This is a genomic window from Sebaldella sp. S0638, assembly GCF_024158605.1.
GTDB lineage: Bacteria > Fusobacteriota > Fusobacteriia > Fusobacteriales > Leptotrichiaceae > Sebaldella.
In genome coordinates this window covers 1-17270 of record NZ_JAMZGM010000077.1, presented here as the reverse complement: position 1 = coordinate 17270, position 17270 = coordinate 1, and the positions used below count along the sequence as shown (strand labels likewise).

General features: G+C 34.6%; 14 protein-coding genes. 3 read left to right on the top strand and 11 right to left on the bottom strand.

Translation table 11 applies throughout. The features are described 5' to 3' along the window. Positions 1 to 473 precede the first annotated feature (473 nt). The 10 genes from dhaL to NK213_RS16125 all read right to left on the bottom strand — a co-directional run bounded on the left by dhaL (position 474) and on the right by NK213_RS16125 (position 11781). Positions 474 to 1109: a dihydroxyacetone kinase subunit DhaL gene (gene dhaL, locus NK213_RS16170; protein ID WP_253351000.1), complete on the bottom strand. Its 636-nt coding sequence runs from the start codon at positions 1107 to 1109 to the stop codon at positions 474 to 476. A 29-nt stretch (positions 1110 to 1138) separates the two neighbouring features. Beyond that, complete coding sequence (gene dhaK / locus NK213_RS16165) at positions 1139 to 2125, bottom strand: dihydroxyacetone kinase subunit DhaK (RefSeq protein ID WP_253350993.1); 987 nt, start codon at positions 2123 to 2125, stop codon at positions 1139 to 1141. A gap of 19 nt (positions 2126 to 2144) precedes the next feature. Continuing rightward, a complete protein-coding gene (dhaM, locus tag NK213_RS16160; protein ID WP_253350991.1) occupies positions 2145 to 2555 on the bottom strand; it encodes a dihydroxyacetone kinase phosphoryl donor subunit DhaM in 411 nt (136 codons plus the stop codon). A gap of 166 nt (positions 2556 to 2721) precedes the next feature. Continuing rightward, positions 2722 to 3804: a glycerol dehydrogenase gene (locus NK213_RS16155; protein ID WP_253350980.1), complete on the bottom strand. Its 1083-nt coding sequence runs from the start codon at positions 3802 to 3804 to the stop codon at positions 2722 to 2724. A gap of 45 nt (positions 3805 to 3849) precedes the next feature. Continuing rightward, positions 3850 to 4812 (bottom strand): D-2-hydroxyacid dehydrogenase, encoded by a 963-nt coding sequence (locus tag NK213_RS16150; RefSeq protein ID WP_253350978.1) that lies wholly within the window; start codon positions 4810 to 4812, stop codon positions 3850 to 3852. Between the two features lie 25 nt (positions 4813 to 4837). Next, a complete protein-coding gene (locus tag NK213_RS16145) occupies positions 4838 to 5743 on the bottom strand; it encodes a sugar phosphate isomerase/epimerase (protein WP_253350976.1) in 906 nt (301 codons plus the stop codon). Positions 5744 to 5773: 30 nt separating this feature from the next. Then, entirely contained in the window at positions 5774 to 7444 is a 1671-nt protein-coding gene (locus NK213_RS16140) for a thiamine pyrophosphate-dependent enzyme (protein WP_253350974.1), read from the bottom strand. Positions 7445 to 7597: 153 nt separating this feature from the next. Continuing rightward, positions 7598 to 8962, bottom strand: coding sequence for an FAD-dependent oxidoreductase (locus NK213_RS16135; RefSeq protein WP_253350972.1), 1365 nt, complete (start codon positions 8960 to 8962; stop codon positions 7598 to 7600). Positions 8963 to 8965: 3 nt separating this feature from the next. Beyond that, positions 8966 to 10471, bottom strand: coding sequence for a BCCT family transporter (locus tag NK213_RS16130; protein WP_253350970.1), 1506 nt, complete (start codon positions 10469 to 10471; stop codon positions 8966 to 8968). 65 nt (positions 10472 to 10536) lie between these two features. Beyond that, positions 10537 to 11781 (bottom strand): MFS transporter, encoded by a 1245-nt coding sequence (locus NK213_RS16125; protein ID WP_253350960.1) that lies wholly within the window; start codon positions 11779 to 11781, stop codon positions 10537 to 10539. Positions 11782 to 11993: 212 nt separating this feature from the next. Here NK213_RS16125 and NK213_RS16120 point away from each other — a divergent pair, with 212 nt between their 5' ends. Beyond that, positions 11994 to 12782: an IclR family transcriptional regulator C-terminal domain-containing protein gene (locus NK213_RS16120; protein ID WP_253350958.1), complete on the top strand. Its 789-nt coding sequence runs from the start codon at positions 11994 to 11996 to the stop codon at positions 12780 to 12782. A gap of 580 nt (positions 12783 to 13362) precedes the next feature. Here the strand turns inward: NK213_RS16120 and NK213_RS16115 are convergent. Next, on the bottom strand, positions 13363 to 14538 hold the full coding sequence (locus NK213_RS16115; RefSeq protein WP_253350956.1) for an IS110 family transposase: 1176 nt from the start codon (positions 14536 to 14538) through the stop codon (positions 13363 to 13365). A gap of 205 nt (positions 14539 to 14743) precedes the next feature. On the opposite strand from NK213_RS16115, the gene NK213_RS16110 reads away from it, so the two are divergent. Both NK213_RS16110 and NK213_RS16105 read left to right on the top strand, forming a co-directional pair. After that, the gene (locus tag NK213_RS16110) at positions 14744 to 15883 is read left to right on the top strand and encodes a glycerate kinase (protein ID WP_253350954.1); all 1140 of its coding nucleotides are present in this window, start codon (positions 14744 to 14746) and stop codon (positions 15881 to 15883) included. Positions 15884 to 16517: 634 nt separating this feature from the next. Beyond that, entirely contained in the window at positions 16518 to 17147 is a 630-nt protein-coding gene (locus NK213_RS16105; protein WP_253350952.1) for a MupG family TIM beta-alpha barrel fold protein, read from the top strand. The last annotated feature ends 123 nt before the right edge of the window (positions 17148 to 17270 follow it).

Here is a 17270-nt window from a genome sequence, read left to right as displayed (position 1 = left end):
TTTCGGACACCTGCCTTCTCTCAATTAGTTTACACAATCAAGATTTTTGTGTCCACTTTTTCATACTAACACCAAAAATGATTAGTTCAATACGATGGGACAAATAATATATATCCACTTATTCATTAGTAACATTTAAATTAATTATAAATTAGAATAATAATAAAAATTTAGAGTATCTTTTAAATAATATTGATGACGATTATATAGACGAGCTAAAAGAAATATTGAACTTAATAAAAAAAGTTACCAAAGATATTGATAACATTGAGATCCAATTCTAATTTTAGGGTTTTGTAAAAAAGTGGCGCACTCAAGTATGGTAAAGTACCCCCTAACTATTTCAAAATATATAAAATTCCATTACTTTATTCAAACCAAAGCTATTGATCTAACTAGCTTACAAACAAAAAACCTTCGGGAAATTCAATATTAAATTTCCCGAAAGTTTGAAAAATCTTTTTAATAAACTGCTATTTCAGATTATCCTTTATGGTTTTTAAAATTATATAACTGGAGCAGGCCCCCGGATCTTCTGTTCCTATGCTCCTCTCTCCCAGATAGCTTGCCCGTCCTTTTTTAGCGGCTATCATTTTAGTGTACTCCAGTTTTTCTCTTCCTACTTCTTCTAAATGTTCCATTATTTGCCTTTTATCTTTGCAGTTTTGAAATTTCCCAAATTCTTCCATAACCGGCTCCAAAACATCTATCATCGTTTTATCTCCTATTTCAGCTTTTCCGCGATCTTTTACTCCTTTCACTGCTGCCGAAAAAGCTTCATAAAGAACCTCATTCTGTAAAACTTCTTCATTGCTTTTCCCCTTCAGTTCCATTCCTGCTTTCATAAAGGCAGTTCCGTAAAGCGGTCCTGATGCTCCCCCCACATTTGTTATCAGTGTCATTGCACATTTAGTCAATATATCTGAAATCGGAATATCTTTATAAGTATCTATCTCTTTTTTTACTGCCTCAAAACCCCTTTTCATATTTATACCGTGATCACTGTCTCCTATTTTCCTGTCCAGTTCTGTGAGCATACTTTCGTTTTCAATAATTGCATCAGATATTTTTTCAAGCAATTCTAAAAAGGTTTCGTTAATTTCATTCATGATCTTACACTCCCGTGTCATAAAATTTATTATGAAAAAATACCTACCTCTGTTTTAAAATTCAGATATTTTTTCAATTCATCATCAAGCTTTAAAATCGTAATTGAAAAGCCCGGCATTTCCAGTGCTGTCATATAATTTCCCACCAGCATTTTATTTATGCTAATTTTTTGCTCTTCCAATATTTTTCTGATTTTATTATTTATTATATATAATTCCATCATCGGTGTTCCGCCGAGACCGTTTACCATAACGGCAACTTCACTTCCACTTTCCAGCCCCTGCTCCTTCAGAAGCAAATTCATTAAGTATTCTGTATGCTCATCCGCAGATTTCAGATTCTCTCTGTTTGTTCCGGGCTCCCCGTGTATTCCTAAACCTATTTCCACCTCATTTTCTCCAAGTTCAAATCCGGGTTTTCCCACAGCCGGTACAGTACATGCTCCAAGAGACATACCCATAGATACCAGATTAGCTACTGTTTTTTCCCCTATTCTTTTTACCTCAACCAAATCTGCACCATCTTCTGCTGCTGAACCGGATATTTTATGAACAAAAAGAGTGCCTGCTATTCCTCTCTTACCTATAGTATAAGTGCTGTTTTCTACTGCTATATCATCACCCACTATTATCTTTTCTACTTTTATTCCTTCTGCCTCTGCCATTTCCGCCGCCATTTCAAAGTTCATTACATCTCCGGTATAATTTTTTATTATAAGAAACACGCCTTTACCGCTATCTGCCGCTTTTATCCCTTCTAATACCTGATCAGGAGTAGGTGAAGTAAAAACCTCACCGGCTACAGCTGCATCCAGCATTCCATACCCTACAAATCCTGCATGTGCAGGTTCATGACCGCTTCCTCCTCCGCTTACAAGACCCACTTTATTTTTCTTCTCTTTTCTTGCTATTACATTAAAATTTTCTACTTTTCTTAATTTCTCAGAATTAGAAGCAACAATACCTTCAAGCATCTCTTTTACAATATCTTCCAATTTATTTATTAGTTTTTTCATTTCTAATTACACCCCAAAATTAATTATTTTTTTTGTTAAAAGTTTTACTTTCTTCTGCTATTTCTTCAAGCTCATCCAGTGTAACTCCCTGAAAATTTCCGGCAACAGCTGCTATCACTCCCTCTACGAGAGGTACATCGGCTACTCTGGCTTCTCCTTCGCTGCCAAACATCTCAAGCGCCATTTCAACATTCATTACAGCACTTCCCATATCTAAAAATATTAAAACACCGCTTCCTCTGTCAGCTTTTTTTAATGCTTCAAGAATTCTCAAAGGATTTGTCCCGTATGTATCTCCTTCAAGACCACCTCCATTTTCTATAGCAAAATCACAGTGTTGCATTTCTTTTGCAAAATTTATAATTTCCTGTGCCAGCTGCTTATTATGAGATACTACTACTATTCCCACCAGATTATTTTTGTTTTCCATCCTATCTCCTATTTCAAACTATATATTTAAAAAGCTTCCAACATTTTTTCCCGGCTAAAACTAAAATACTCAGAGTGAAATCTGAAAATTAATTTCAAAAGCCGTAATAATCAAATAAAACATTTATGTTCTTTTTAGATTCTGTATAATCAAAGAACTTTTCTTTTTATTTTCTGCTTCCAAGTTTATCAGCAGTCAGTATAGCTGAATAAACATCATAAGGTGTTACTGTAAAAGGCATGTTTCCCATTGTATCTGCCGGATCACAAGCCATTTTGGCAGCTTCCATAAGCTTTTCATGATTTATTTCATTTACTCCCAGATCTTTCAGACATGTCGGCAGTCCCAATAATTTACAAAAACTCATTACTTCTTCAATCTCGGCTTTTTTTGCATTTTCCAGTACAAGCTGAACTAAGACTCCAAAAGCTACCTTTTCGCCGTGAAAAAATCTATGTGTTTCTTCAATAACTGTCAAACCATCATGAATGGCATGTGCTCCCGCAAGACCGCTACTCTCAAACCCCAAACCTGAAAGAAGTATATTGGCCTCAACTATATTTTCCAGTGACTGGGTAACAACATTAGATTCACAGGCAAGCTTTGCTTTTAATCCGTCTTCCAGAAGTATATCATAACAGGCATTCGCAGCAGCAACTGCCATTTTAGTACTCTTCCCTCCGGGAATATTATTGGCATTTGCCCTTTCGCAGGCTCTTGCCTCAAACTTTGTTGCTAGTGCGTCTCCTATTCCTGCAACTAAAAAACGCACAGGGGCTTTCGCAATAATATCTGTATCCACCAAGACCAGATTTGGATTATTTTTAAAGAACATATATTCTTCGAATTCTCCGTTTTCAGTATAAATAACGGCAAGTGAACTGCACGGAGCATCTGTAGATGCTATAGTAGGAACTACTATAACAGGAAGTCCGGCTTTCATAGCCACTGCTTTCGCCGTATCAAGAGACTTTCCCCCGCCAAGACCTATAACTACATCACTCCCGGCTTCCTTTAATACATTTTCCAATCTTTCTATTTCTTTTTTAGAACATTCTCCGCTAAAACCGCCGTAGATCATTTCTGTCATTGAAAAAGCCTTTTCTATTCCTGCTTTTACTCTGTTGTAGTCTTCCTGATGAGAAATCAAAAGCGCCTTCTTACCCAGCTCTTCTACATAACCTCCCAGATTTTCCAATTCTCCAAAACCTTGAACATATCTTGAAGGAGATATCAATATTTTTTTCATATTTTTCCGCCTCTCTATATTTTAAATTTTGATATATTTAGAAATTTACATATTTACTGCGTTTTTTATTTTACCTTTTATAAAAGAGTCTAAATTTTCTACTGCTATATTTAACAATCTCTCCCTTGACTCTTTCGGAGCCCAAGCAATATGAGGAGTAATAATAGCTTTTTCGCAGTTAAGCAATATATTATCCGGCTCTATCGGTTCTTTTGATACCACATCTATTGCTGCAGCATAGACTTTTCCAGCTTCAAGCCCTTCTTTCAAATCTTTTTCCACTATAAGTGGTCCTCTTGATGTATTTATTATTATTACACTGTTTTTCATCTTTTCTATATTGTCTTTATTTATAATTCCTTCTGTTTCAGGGAACAGAGGACAATGAAGACTTATTACATCAGATTTTCTAAATAATTCATCCAATTCAGAATATTTTAGATTTTCATTTTCGATTCCTTCTATTTTATTTTTATCATATGCCAGTACTTTCATACCAAAAGCATTTGCCAGTTTTGCAGTATTTTGCCCTATTCTTCCAAAGCCGATTATTCCCATAGTCTTCCCGTCCAGCTCTATCTGCGGCGTGTCCCAGAAACAAAAATCCGGACACTCACTCCATTTCCCTGCTTTTACTGCCTCATTATGATGTCCCACCCCGTTGCATATTTCCAAAAGAAGGGCAAAAACAAACTGTGCGACTGCCGCTGTTCCATAAGTAGGAATATTACACACAGGTATATTTCTTTTTCCTGCTTCTTCAAAATCCACTACATTATATCCTGTAGCGAGTACTCCTATAAATTTTATGTTGGGACATGCATCCAAAATTTCTTTGGTTATTAGCGTTTTATTGGTAAAAATATATTCAGCATTTCCTATTCTTTCTATGACATCTTTTTTTTCCGTTCTGTCGTATACTTTTAATTCACCGAGCTTCTCAAGGCTGCTCCATGACAAATCGCCGGGATTCAGCGTATAACCATCTAAAACTACAATTTTTCTCATGTATTTCTCCTTTATTATGAAATAATTATAATAATGACCATGCTCTGTTCAAAACTCTCTTTGAATTAGCAATAATGATGTCAGGATCCTCATCTTTCCAGGGTTTTACTTCAAATGAAAGTACCATAGGATTTTCCGGGTCTAAAAAACCTGTGTTCTTAATACATTTTAAGAATTCCAGTACTTCATTTATATCATTTTCACTATTTGGGAAACCAAATCTCGGATGTGTATCTCCGAAAGCCTCTGCCTCACTATTCAAAACCCCATTCCCTATATGAAAGTGCACTATATAAGGCTTTAGAACTTCCAAAACAAATTTTGAAGACTCATAAGTCTGAGGAATATGTGAAAGATCTACCATCAGTCCGAAATTATTTGTATATTCCCTCATTGCCTCTGCGAATTTAAGTGCATAAGGTGCAGGCCCTATTAATGATTTTTTATCCAAATCAAAATCAAAAACTTCCAAAACAATATTCATATCCTTCTTTTTTGCATAATCACAAAGATTTTTTGTAGTTTTCAACAATTGTTCAAAGGCTTCTTTTTTAGTTTCTTCTTCATATTTTCCTGCTAAAAAAGCAATTCCTTTAGCTCCCAGTTCTTCTGCTTCATCAATAGCTTCCAGCAGGGTTTTTTCGGCCTTTTGTCTTTCCTCTTCTATTATATGATTAGGATTAAGACCTGTTGTCAAAAGCCTTGGCTGTGCTCCGTAGCAGACCTTTATATGTGCCTGCTCAAGCACCTCTTTGACCTGCCTTCTTGTATTCGAATCTTTTATCCATGTTACTTCTATTGCGTTAAAATACTCATCTTTTGCTATTTTCTTCACAGTTTCCAGAATAGGACCTTCACCCTTTATTGTTTCAGGAAAAGCCATAAAGTGAACTATACCTATATTAAAATATTTCTGTATCATCTCATTCATTCTAACTCTCCTTTTCTGTAATTTTTTATTTTATACAAACTCACGTATTGCATCGATGGCTACTCCCATTGAACAATCAGCCCCTTCTTCCACTACTATATCAATAATATACGGGACTTCCGACTTATATGCTCTATCCAATGCTTCTTTTATTTTATCAGGTTCAAAAACTCTTTCTCCGGCACATGCCAGTCCTTCAGCAACCTTGATATAATCCATCATTGTATGGTTTTCTTTCATTTCCACCCCGTATTCATATCCGTACGCATATTTTTGATTTTGCCTTATAAGCCCCAGATAAGCATTATTAACTAAAACTACTATTAATGGAACCTTATATTTTGCGGCTACTGCCAGTTCTTGCGCGTGAAATGTAAATCCGAAGTCCCCCATAACCGCAACAGCTTTTCTTCCTTTATCTGCTATCATTGCACCAAAAGCTGTAGGTATATCATATCCTAAAGTCCCTGCACCTCCTGAAGCCAGATATTTTCTCGGTTTATTGATTTTTTGAAGCTGTCCTGACCATATCTGCGTAATTCCGCATCCTGTTGTATACATTATTTCATCATCAAAATAATCATTTAATTCTTTAAATACTCTCTGCGGTTTTATCGGAACACACTTATAATCAGTTTTTCTTTCCAGTTCCTTTTTCAAAATTTGTAATTCCTTAATCCTTTTATCAGATGATTCAGTATTTCTTTCTGTTTCTGCTTCTTTTAAAAGTGCCTTTACTGCATATTTAGCATCAGAAACTATTCCCAAATCAGCTTTTATTATTTTATCTATCTCATTTTTTTCAATATTAATGTGAATAAATTTTCTGTTTCCTTTGTACACTTTTATATCTCCGGTATGTCTGTCTGTAAAACGGCAACCTACTCCCAATATCAGATCAGAATCCAAAAGAACTTTGTTTCCTATGGGCTGTCCTACCTGAATTCCTGCATGTCCGGCATTTAACGGGTGATTTTCGGGTATTCCTCCTTTTGCCATATAAGTAGTAATAACAGGAATCTGCATTTTTTCCGCAAATTTTACCAAAAGATCACAGGAATCTGCAAGTACTACTCCGCCTCCCATTATAATAACGGGACTTTCGGATTCTTTCAGCATTTCCACAGCCTTTTTTATATCCTTTTCTTCTGCTTTTGGAAAATCATAGTTTAATACTTCATACTCCTCCATATTATAATCTATATCTGCAAGCTGTATATCCAGAGGCAAGTCTATTACCACGGGACCCGGCTTCCCTTCCCTTGCTTTTTTGAATGCCTCCTGAAAAGTTTTTACTACATTAGAAACATCAGTTATACAGTATGTAGCTTTAGCTATAGGTTCACATATTTTAGCTATGTCCACACATTGAAAAGCATCTTTTCCGAGCTGGCTCGTCACTGCCTGTCCTGTAATAGCAATTATAGGAATAGAATCTATATTTGCCGTATATATTCCTGTCACAAAGTTCGTAGCTCCGGGTCCTGAAGTACACAAAGCAGCTGCAATCTTTCCACTTGCTCTGTAATATCCTCCGGCAGCATGCACTGCACACTCTTCATGCCTTACAGTATAATGATCTATTTTGTTGCTTTTCTCAAGATATTTGTACAAACCGTTTATTCCTGCCCCTGGTATGCCAAAAGCATCGCTAATTCCCTCTTTTTCGAGAATTTTTACAATTATTTCTGATACATTCATGTTATTACCTCCGAAAAATCTTTTTTGTATTTTTTATTCCATTATTTGAAATTGAATTTCAAAAAATTATAACATATTACTTTTGAATTTAAAAGAAATATCTATAAAATTTTTAAATTACATCTGTTTCTAAAATTTTATTTTGAATTAATGCTAAAAAATTCTTATTCCTTGATTAATAAGAGATTCCTGAATCTTTTTTACATCTGTATTTGCAGTAGTGGTTCCTTCTTTTATTGAAACTGCTGCTGCTATTCCGGCTGCCTGTCCTGTTGCTACACAGCATGCCATATTTCTAAAAGATACATGTGCTATTTTATCTCCGCTTATACTTCTTCCGGCTACCAGAAGATTATCTATTTTCTGAGGCAAAATACATCTGTAAGGAATTTGATAATATCTTCCTGTTGTTGGTTTTATCAAATACCCTACTCCATCAATAAATTCCGGGAAAATAGCTATAGAATCCTCGAATTTCTGCTGATTCATAACATCATATTTTGTCAGTGAATAATGCCCCTCTATCTTCCTTGATTCCCTTGTTCCAAGTGTCATACCAAAATTTCTTAACTTTGCATTTTCAAATCCCGGTACTTTATTTCTAAGTATCTCTACAGAATACAAGGCATTTCTCCTTCCCGCTATTTCTGCCTTTGTAAGATCTTTTACATCTGTACAGTCTATATTGGAAATGAAAACAACATTTAACTGTGTTACCTCACCCTCAGGAGTTACAGAACTCCATGTTCCTCCAAGACAGACATCTTCCTCTTTAGGTACAATTCCTTCTTCTGCACCTTCCACAAAAGGTTTTTCAAAATAAGGGCTGAATAAGTCATCTTCTTTGCCTGTTGTTTCTATTGACCAATACCCCCCCCAGTCCTTATAAGTGGGTTTCAAATCATTTTTCACATAATCATTAAATCTGTCTATATCCACGTTTTTACAGTGAAACATCGTAGTTACACTCATTAGTTCATTTTTAGTAGCTTTTAGGTATGGTGCCCCAGCCAAAGCAGCTATATCTGCATCACCTGTACAGTCAATCACTCTCTTAGCCAGAATAACAAGTCTTCCTGATTTACTTTCAGTGATTATTCCTTTAATTATATTATCTTCAATTATTACATCCACAGCTGTACAATGCAAAAGTGGTTTTATATTATTTTCCAGTATCATTTCATCTGCAACATATTTAAACATTTCAGCATCCAGTGCCTGACTTTCCGACTGACATTCAGGATTCGCACCAGCAATATCTTTGAATTTATTCTCAAATTCTGGAACAAGTCCGCCGGCTTCTATAGTTTCCTTATGTCTGTACCATGCAAAACCTTCTACTCCTACCTGCGTTATTACTCCCCCAAAGCACCCATATCTTTCTAAAATTAAAGTATCGGCACCTTCTCTCGCTGCACCTATTGCAGCTGCAAGTCCTGAGGGTCCGCTTCCTACTACCAAAACATCTACTTCTGCTAGAACCTCTGTTTCTCTGGCTAACTCTTTTATCATTTTCATAATTCATCCTCCGGTATTAATATCTTTTTTTACATCTTTAATAAAATTAACAATCATTTTAAGCAAAATTATCAAAAGTGGAACTGAGCCAAGAACAGACACTAGTTTCACGGTATTTATCCCTCCTACTATAAGAAGTACAACAGGAAGTATTATTATAGCAATGCTCCATAAAAGCCTGCTTACCTTTGTGGGTTCCTGCCCTATTTTTATTTTACGTGTAGATATAGTTGCCAGAATATATGCCGAAGAATCACAGGTAGTCGTTAAAAATATAAAAGACAAAATTATAAAAACCGCAATTGCTATTTTGGAATATGGAAGTGTATTAAGAATTGCCATTATAGCTGTATAGTTTCCATGTTTATTTATAATCCCCACTGTATCAAGCTGTCCGGAAATCTGGAGACTCAGAGCATAACTTCCAAAAATTGACTGTAAAAACCAGCAGCCCATACTTCCAAAAACTGTAGTCCCTACTACAACCTGACGTATTGTTCTTCCTTTTGATATATTTGCTATAAAAAGTCCCATTATAGGCATGTATGATATCCACCACGCCCAGTAAAAAATTGTCCACTGCTGCGGAAAAGAAGATTTTCCCACAGGATCTGTATAAAAACTCATTTTTATAAAATTTTGAAACATATATCCTATACTGTTTACTGTGTTATTTAAAATAAAAGTTGTTGAGCCGGCCAAAAGAAAAAACAGGGCAAAACATACCACCATTATAGAATTAATATTGCTTAATAATTTTATTCCCTTATCTATTCCGGAGACTGCGCTGGTAGCAAATAATCCCGCCCAAAATATTGCTATCATAATATTCCCTGCCACGGTAGGCTGAATACCGAATAATTCTTTCAGCCCTTCTGATATCATCGGTGTTCCCAGTGTAACAGAAACTGCAACTCCGCAAACAAGTCCTGTTATGATAAAAATATCTACTATTTTTCCAGCTATACTTTCATTTTTTTGATCTGAAAATTTACATGAAACACTTATTTTAAATGAAGGTATTTTTTTTACATAAAAATAATAACCAATTATTACAGCTGCGATGCTGTATGATGCCCATCCGCTTATTCCCCAGTGAAACATTGTGTACGCTACTGAGGCCTCTGCCGCTCCGGAAGACATTTTTTTCATTCCAAACGGCGGTGACATAAAATAATATGCCCACTCTATCAGCCCCCAGTATAGAATACTTGATCCTATACACGCACAAAATAACATGCTTATCCAGCTTAAAGTAGAATGTTCCGGCTCAAAACTTCCCAGTTTTATATCACCTATTTTAGTGAATACTATATAAATCAGCAGCAATATTATGGAAAAAATAAATATTAAATAACCCCCGCCTAAATACTCAGTTACAAAATTAAAGATATTTTCTAAAATTCCTTTATCCTTATAATTGAAGAATAAAAAAGATACACTTAAAATTATTATTAATAAAACACTTGGAATAACTATCTGCCTGTCTATACTAAGTTTCTCTTTCACACAAATTCCTCCTGAAACAAATATTTTCACAGTTTTTGAAATGTCATCTTTATAAAATTATACTTTCACGCCGTATTTTTCACTTTATTATTTTTATTTATTTTTTGTAATATAAGAGCTGCTATCAGCCCACAAATACTACAGCCGAGCATAAAGAAAAAAACATTTCTGAATCCGCTTATTCCCGGATTTCTATCTACCATATTTCCTACCATTGTATAACAGTATATTTCTGGAAAATATGTCAGGAGTGATAAGAGTCCGGCTGCAGTACCCGTAACTTTTTTAGGTATATTTACCTCATCTATTATTGAAAAGAAAACTGCGTTCGCACAGTATATAAATGATCCCAGAGCCACCATATTAATTAATGCCAGAGTAATAAACTTTGAATCTCCCGGAATCATAATATAAACTATAGTAAAAATTATCATTCCAACAAATGCATATATCATGAATCTCGTTCTGGATTTGAACCTGTCAGCAAGCTGTCCTCCTATAAGACCTCCTATTGCGAATAGTATATAAGCTCTTAATATACTTGCAAGTGCCACTTTAGATTCGCCCATATGAAACACCTGTGTCAGATAAGGAGTAACCATTCCAAATCCTATATAAATACTCCACATGCTGAATGTTACAATTCCTGCTAGCCACATAGCCGGCATTTTCAATACTTCTTTCATATCACTTACTTTAAATGTACTTTTCTCAGCTTCCTGTGTATCGTCATCTATTATAAACCATGATAATAAACCGGTTAGAATTGTTACAATTGAATAAAAAATTATTGTCGATTTCAATCCCGGCACACCTTCCCCGAAGTTCGCAAAAATAGGAACAGATATAAAGCCCAGAACCATTGAAGTAAGCCCTTTCCCAAGATACCAGAAGCCATACAGTCTTCCTTGCTCAGTGCTTTCCCCCAGGTTTCTTATGATCCGTACACAGACTGCCCAAAATGTAAACACAGTAGTAACAGCCCATAATGCATGTAATAAAACAATCATAATATACGGTGGAAATGTAGCATAGTAAAAACCTGTAATACCTGTAGAAACTAAAGAAAATGTCATAAGTTTTCTTGCCGAAAATTTATCGGCTGCCCAGCCTCCCGGAAGATACAGCAAAAAATTTACCAGTCCATATGCACTCATAAGAAATCCCAGTTGTGCATTACTTGCACCAGTTGCTTCCTGCATAGCAGCATAATACGTCTCCCTCATATACGGAAGTTTATAGATCACACTTCCTGCAATACCACAAAGTGCAAGAGTAACCCATTTTTTCCAATTACCTTTTCTTTCCATAAAATATCCCTTTCCTTCAATTTCAATAAATGAAATTGAATTTCATTTTGTGTATATCATAATTATATAACATATTTTCTATTTGTCAATATAACTATTTTATTTTTATCAAACATTAATTTTTCATAAATAAAAGTCTTTCATTAAAAAATTGTCTTTTCTTTTATTACATGTTAAAATATTTCCATCAAGATTAATTGGAGTTGATAAAAGTGGAAGAGACTAAAGGAACACTTGCCAACCAGTCGGCTGAAAAAGTTCTTTCAATTATAGAATACATAGCTAAACAGCCTGAAGCATGCAGACTACAGGATATTGCAAAAGATTTGAAAATGAGTCCCAGTACTGTACTAAGATTTCTTAATTCCTTACTTAATTCTGGATACATAGAGCAGGACAAAGACACTTCAAAATATGATTTAACCTATAAAATATGCGGTGTCTCTAATCTTGTAGCTTCTAAAAAAAGTATGAGGAAAATAGCACTGCCGTTTATGAGAAATTTAAGTAAAATGCTTGGAGAATCTGTTTGTCTGGCTATAGAGCAATCATCTTATATAGTGTATGTAGAAGTGGTGGAAGGTATTGATCAGATAGTAAAAACTATGCAGCGTATCGGCAATTCATCCCCCATGCATTGTACAGGAGTAGGGAAATTATTTCTTTCACAGTATGATGATTCTCAGGTAGTAAATTTCGTGGAGAAAATGGGGCTGCCTAAATTTACAGAAAATACCATTACTACTTTGTATGACCTTCAGAAAGAGCTTGTTCTCGTTTCACAACAGGGATATGCCATTGATAATGAAGAATGTGAAATTGGTGCAAAATGTGTTGCGGTTCCCATAACAGATTATACTTCTAAGATAATTGCTACCATAAGTATAACAGGACCTATTTTTAGAATGTCAGATGAAAAAATTTCAGAAATTCTGCCATTAATTATAAACACTGCAAAAGAAATATCAAATAAACTCGGATATAATGAAAAAAAATCATAATTTTTTTAACTACTTATATTGAAAGAAAAAAACAGGGATTTTCGTCCCTGTTTTTATTTATTTCTTAAAATTTACACAAAAGCCCGAATATTTTTTCGATTCTTCACAAATTTTAACTTTCCAATCCAGAAATAAAAAAATAATTGAGTGTTAAAAATATTATTACAATTGAAGATATCATGTAACGCTGCTTACTTTTTATTTCCCTTTCGTTGCCAAAAAATCTAATAAGAAAATATAAAATTAAATTGACAAAATACAAAATTTATCCTATAACTGAATAATATTGTATTTAATAAGAAAGAGGAATCAGTCTTATCAACGAAAATAAATCTCAAGAAGGAGACGAAAAACCTCTCAATCTAATAATACAATTATCCCCTATTAAAGAGAAAAAGTAAATATTTCGGGTTATAGGTTGCCCTTAATAGCCTTAATATATCACAAGACTAACTATTAAAAGTCAAGAAAAAAATGGAATTAAGCAATAGAATTTTATCTGTAACGGGAGCACAAAAAAATTGCATGACAAACAGAGCATCACTGCAGATGCTCAAAAAAGAGACTTAAAACAAAAAATCTAAGTTACTTTATTGTAAAGTTGACCAGTTTTTTCAAGGTGAAAAATTATTCTGATAAGTTTTTTAGCTGCATGAGAAACAGCAACATTGTAATGTTTACCCTCTGAGCGTTTTTTAGCCAGATAAGCAGCAAAAACCGGATCCCAATAACAAACAAATTTGGTTGCATTGAATAAAGCATATCTAAGGTACCTTGAGCCACGTTTTTCCATACGAGAATATGAAGATTCCAGCTGTCCTGATTGATAAGTCGATGGAGATAATCCGGAATAAGCAAGAATTTTATCTGGAGAATTAAATCTAGTGAAGTCACCAATTTCAGCAAGAATCATGGCTCCCATACGATAACTAATACCTGGGATAGATAAAATAGGTGAATTGATTTCATCCATGATGGATTTAATAGCTAATTCGATTTCCTCAATTTCAGAGGTGAGCTCATGAATCAGTTTAATAGTATGCCTTAGCTCAAGGGATTTAGCAGGCATATTTGAACCAATAGAGGTCTTTGCGGCTTCTTTAAGAATAAAGGCTGTATCTTTGTTAAACTTACCTTTAGAAGATTTACTGAGTAGATTTGTAAGTTTTGTCAAATGAGCATGAGCGATTGCCTGTGCACTTGGAAATTCATAAAACAGATCATAAATTGTACCTAAATGAAGAGAAGAAACCAATTTTTCCAATTCAGGAAAAAGGATTGTAACCAGTCTAGAAATGGAACCTTTAAGTTTAGCCCTTTGTTTAACTTTATCAAAACGATAACGGGTTAGTGACTTCAATTCTTCATTATGGTGAGAAGTATCTGAATAAGACTTTAAGTTAACATCGGACATTAACATAGTAGCAATTGTATGGGCATCAACTTTATCTGTTTTCATCTTTCTGAGACTAAGACTTTTTCTATATAGACTTGTATGTAAAGGATTAATGACAAAGGTAGTAAGACCTTTATCAAGAAGATACCCTAAAAGATTGTAGCTGTAGTGTCCGGTAGCTTCTAACCCAACTCTTACTTTGCTTAAGTCTTCGCATATGGATTCTATTTTTTGATAAAGGGAATCAAACCCTTGCCGGTTATTATGGATAGAAAATACTCTACAAAATATTTCACCATCTGAGTTGGTAATAAAGCAATCATGTTTGTCTTTGGCGACATCAATTCCTATGTAAATCATGAGAACTCTCCTTGTTCTAAATAAACCGTCATGCGGTATCTAACTAATTAACAAATAAACAAAGAGACTGTGGCTAGAGCCTTGATTAAACCATTAACTGGTAGGAGGAATCTACTAATCCACAGTATCTAAAACAGCATAGCTTACATTCTTGAATTAGTAAAGAATTTTGCTATGACTATATAATACTAGGAGGAATAAAAAAATGAAAGTAACAGCAGCAATAGATTCATTTAAAGGCAGTATGACATCATTGGAAGTAGCAGCAGCATTTGAAAAAGGTGTAAAAAAGGTATATAAAGATGTCGAATTCATAAAAATTCCTCTTGCAGACGGTGGGGAAGGAACAGTAAAAGCACTAATAGATAATCTGGATGGAAAAATGATTAATATTAAAGTGAAGGATCCTTTGATGCGTGACATAGATTCATTTTACGGCATTTCCGGAGACGGGAAAACAGCAGTAATAGAAATGGCAGCAGCAAGCGGACTTCCGCTTCTCAGCGTGGACGAACGTAATCCTCTAAAAGCTACAACATTCGGAACAGGTGAGCTGATAAAAGATGCTCTTGAAAAAGGATGTAGAGAGTTTATTATAGGAATCGGGGGAAGTGCGACTAATGATGCAGGTACAGGGATGCTCTCAGCTCTTGGATATATATTTCTTGATGAAAACGGGAATGAATTGGAAGCAAATGGAGAAAATCTCATTAATATAAGAAGTTTTAAAGATGATAAAGTCATGAAAGAATTATCGGAAGCAAAATTTCTGATTGCATGCGATGTAGATAATCCTTTTTACGGGACTAACGGTGCTGCACATGTATACGGAAAGCAAAAAGGTGCTACCAGTGATATAATAAAAGTACTTGATGACGGCATGAGAAATTTTTCAAATGTGATAGAAAAAATAAGAAAAACTGATATTTCAAATATTTCCGGTTCAGGAGCAGCAGGGGGACTTGGAGGTGCATTTACGGCCTTTTTTAATTCAGAATTGAAACCAGGAATAGATATCATTACTGAAAAAATAGAATTGGAAAATAAGATAAACGGTTCAGATTATGTTATTACAGGAGAAGGAAGAATAGATTTTCAGTCAGCAATGGGAAAAACACCGTCAGGAGTGGCAAAGCTGGCTAAAAAATATGGAATTCCTGTTATAGCAATAGGCGGAAGTGTTGATGATGAGATAGGTAATATATATGACTGCGGAATTACAGCAGCTTTTTCAATAATAGATTCACCAATGACTCTTGGAGAAGCTATGGATACAAAAAATGCACAAAGACTGGTAGAAAAAACAGCAGAACAGATATTCAGACTTATAAAACAGAATTTTTAAAATAATTGTCCAATTTTTGGGAGTCACTTTAATCTGTTTTTCTAGCTCTTATGATAGAAGAAAAAATTAATAACTGAAGTTCACATCATAACATCAGAATATCTCCTAAATAATATCGAAGATAAATATATAGATGAATTAAAAGAAATATTGAACTTAATAAAAAAAGTTACCAAAGATATTGATAACATTGAGATCCAATTCTAATTTTAGGGTTTTGTAAAAAAGTGGCGCACTCAAGAAGAGCCTGTTGTAAAAGAAAATATTGTTCATACTTTTGAAAATACAGTTCTTCCATGGTGGAGCAAAGAGGTTGAACAATATTCAGTAGGAGGAGTTTCTAAGCCTTTTAATGTATATTTAGTAGATTAAGTAAAGAATTCGGGATAGCATCATTGATTTGATGTTATCCTTTCCTTCTCTCAGAGCCATTTTAATTCCTTCAAACAAGATAGCCTTTGCCATAAAAAACGTTTTATGGGCACAAAAATGACCTCAGAGGGAGTTTGGGGAATAAAGATCAGGAGTTTTTGTTAGCTTCTGACTTTTTTACTATAAAATGTATGGAATTATATCACACAATCTTAAGGCTACACACAGCAGACAAAAAGGCATTTAAAGCCTTGAAATTAGCATGTACATTATTATCCCAGAAAATAACACAGGAATATCGCTGGAACTTCTGATAGAGAGAAATACTTTTTTTAAAAAAGCCGGACTAAAGACAATGGCTTTTGTACCAAGCGGGAAATTTCGCCGCGGCCCTTTATACGAAGGGCTTCCCACTGTGGAATCACACAGGAATGTTCACATTCTTGCCAGTGCGCAGGAATTGCTGTATGCCGGAACAGATGTTATATTAATCGGAGATAGTATGGCAAGCGGGGAGGAGTTGGAAGTTTTGGGAAAAATAAAAAAGGGAGAATGGATTCTTCCGGTTTTGCTGTATAAAGAAGCCAAAGAAAAATATGAGGATTTTTTATTTCAGGAGCATACACAGAGGTCTGATGCCGCAGAAGATGTAATACGTTCGGAAAGAATGTACAAGACAGGAGAAACTGCTGCTTTTAATACAGGGATAAGAACAACGGGAACTGTAACTATAGATAACAAGCATTACGGCAGATATGCCGGAAGCCTTCAGATAGTAAAAAAAGATCTTCCGCCGGATTACAGGGTAAATGTGCTAGGCTTTGTATGTGATAACGGATTGTTAACCGGAAAAATAAAAGCCGGAGAAAAGTTTACTTTTTATTCTGTATAAAGCAGAAATTTTTTTGAAAAAATAAAATTGGAAAATAAATATTAATTAAGACCAGTTATAAAATGTCAAGGAAAAAAAGAAGAATTTTTAAATAAAAAAATGAGTATCACAAAATAGACAGCA

Excerpts from the sequence above, each read along its gene's own strand:
- dhaL (WP_253351000.1), bottom strand. The coding sequence starts at position 1,109 with ATGAATGAAATTAACGAAACCTTTTTAGAATTGCTTGAAAAAATATCT.
- dhaK (WP_253350993.1), bottom strand. The coding sequence starts at position 2,125 with ATGAAAAAACTAATAAATAAATTGGAAGATATTGTAAAAGAGATGCTT.
- dhaM (WP_253350991.1), bottom strand. The coding sequence starts at position 2,555 with ATGGAAAACAAAAATAATCTGGTGGGAATAGTAGTAGTATCTCATAAT.
- NK213_RS16155 (WP_253350980.1), bottom strand. The coding sequence starts at position 3,804 with ATGAAAAAAATATTGATATCTCCTTCAAGATATGTTCAAGGTTTTGGA.
- NK213_RS16150 (WP_253350978.1), bottom strand. The coding sequence starts at position 4,812 with ATGAGAAAAATTGTAGTTTTAGATGGTTATACGCTGAATCCCGGCGAT.
- NK213_RS16145 (WP_253350976.1), bottom strand. The coding sequence starts at position 5,743 with ATGAATGAGATGATACAGAAATATTTTAATATAGGTATAGTTCACTTT.
- NK213_RS16140 (WP_253350974.1), bottom strand. The coding sequence starts at position 7,444 with ATGAATGTATCAGAAATAATTGTAAAAATTCTCGAAAAAGAGGGAATT.
- NK213_RS16135 (WP_253350972.1), bottom strand. The coding sequence starts at position 8,962 with ATGAAAATGATAAAAGAGTTAGCCAGAGAAACAGAGGTTCTAGCAGAA.
- NK213_RS16125 (WP_253350960.1), bottom strand. The coding sequence starts at position 11,781 with ATGGAAAGAAAAGGTAATTGGAAAAAATGGGTTACTCTTGCACTTTGT.
- NK213_RS16115 (WP_253350956.1), bottom strand. The coding sequence starts at position 14,538 with ATGATTTACATAGGAATTGATGTCGCCAAAGACAAACATGATTGCTTT.
- NK213_RS16110 (WP_253350954.1), top strand. The coding sequence starts at position 14,744 with ATGAAAGTAACAGCAGCAATAGATTCATTTAAAGGCAGTATGACATCA.
- NK213_RS16105 (WP_253350952.1), top strand. The coding sequence starts at position 16,518 with ATGTACATTATTATCCCAGAAAATAACACAGGAATATCGCTGGAACTT.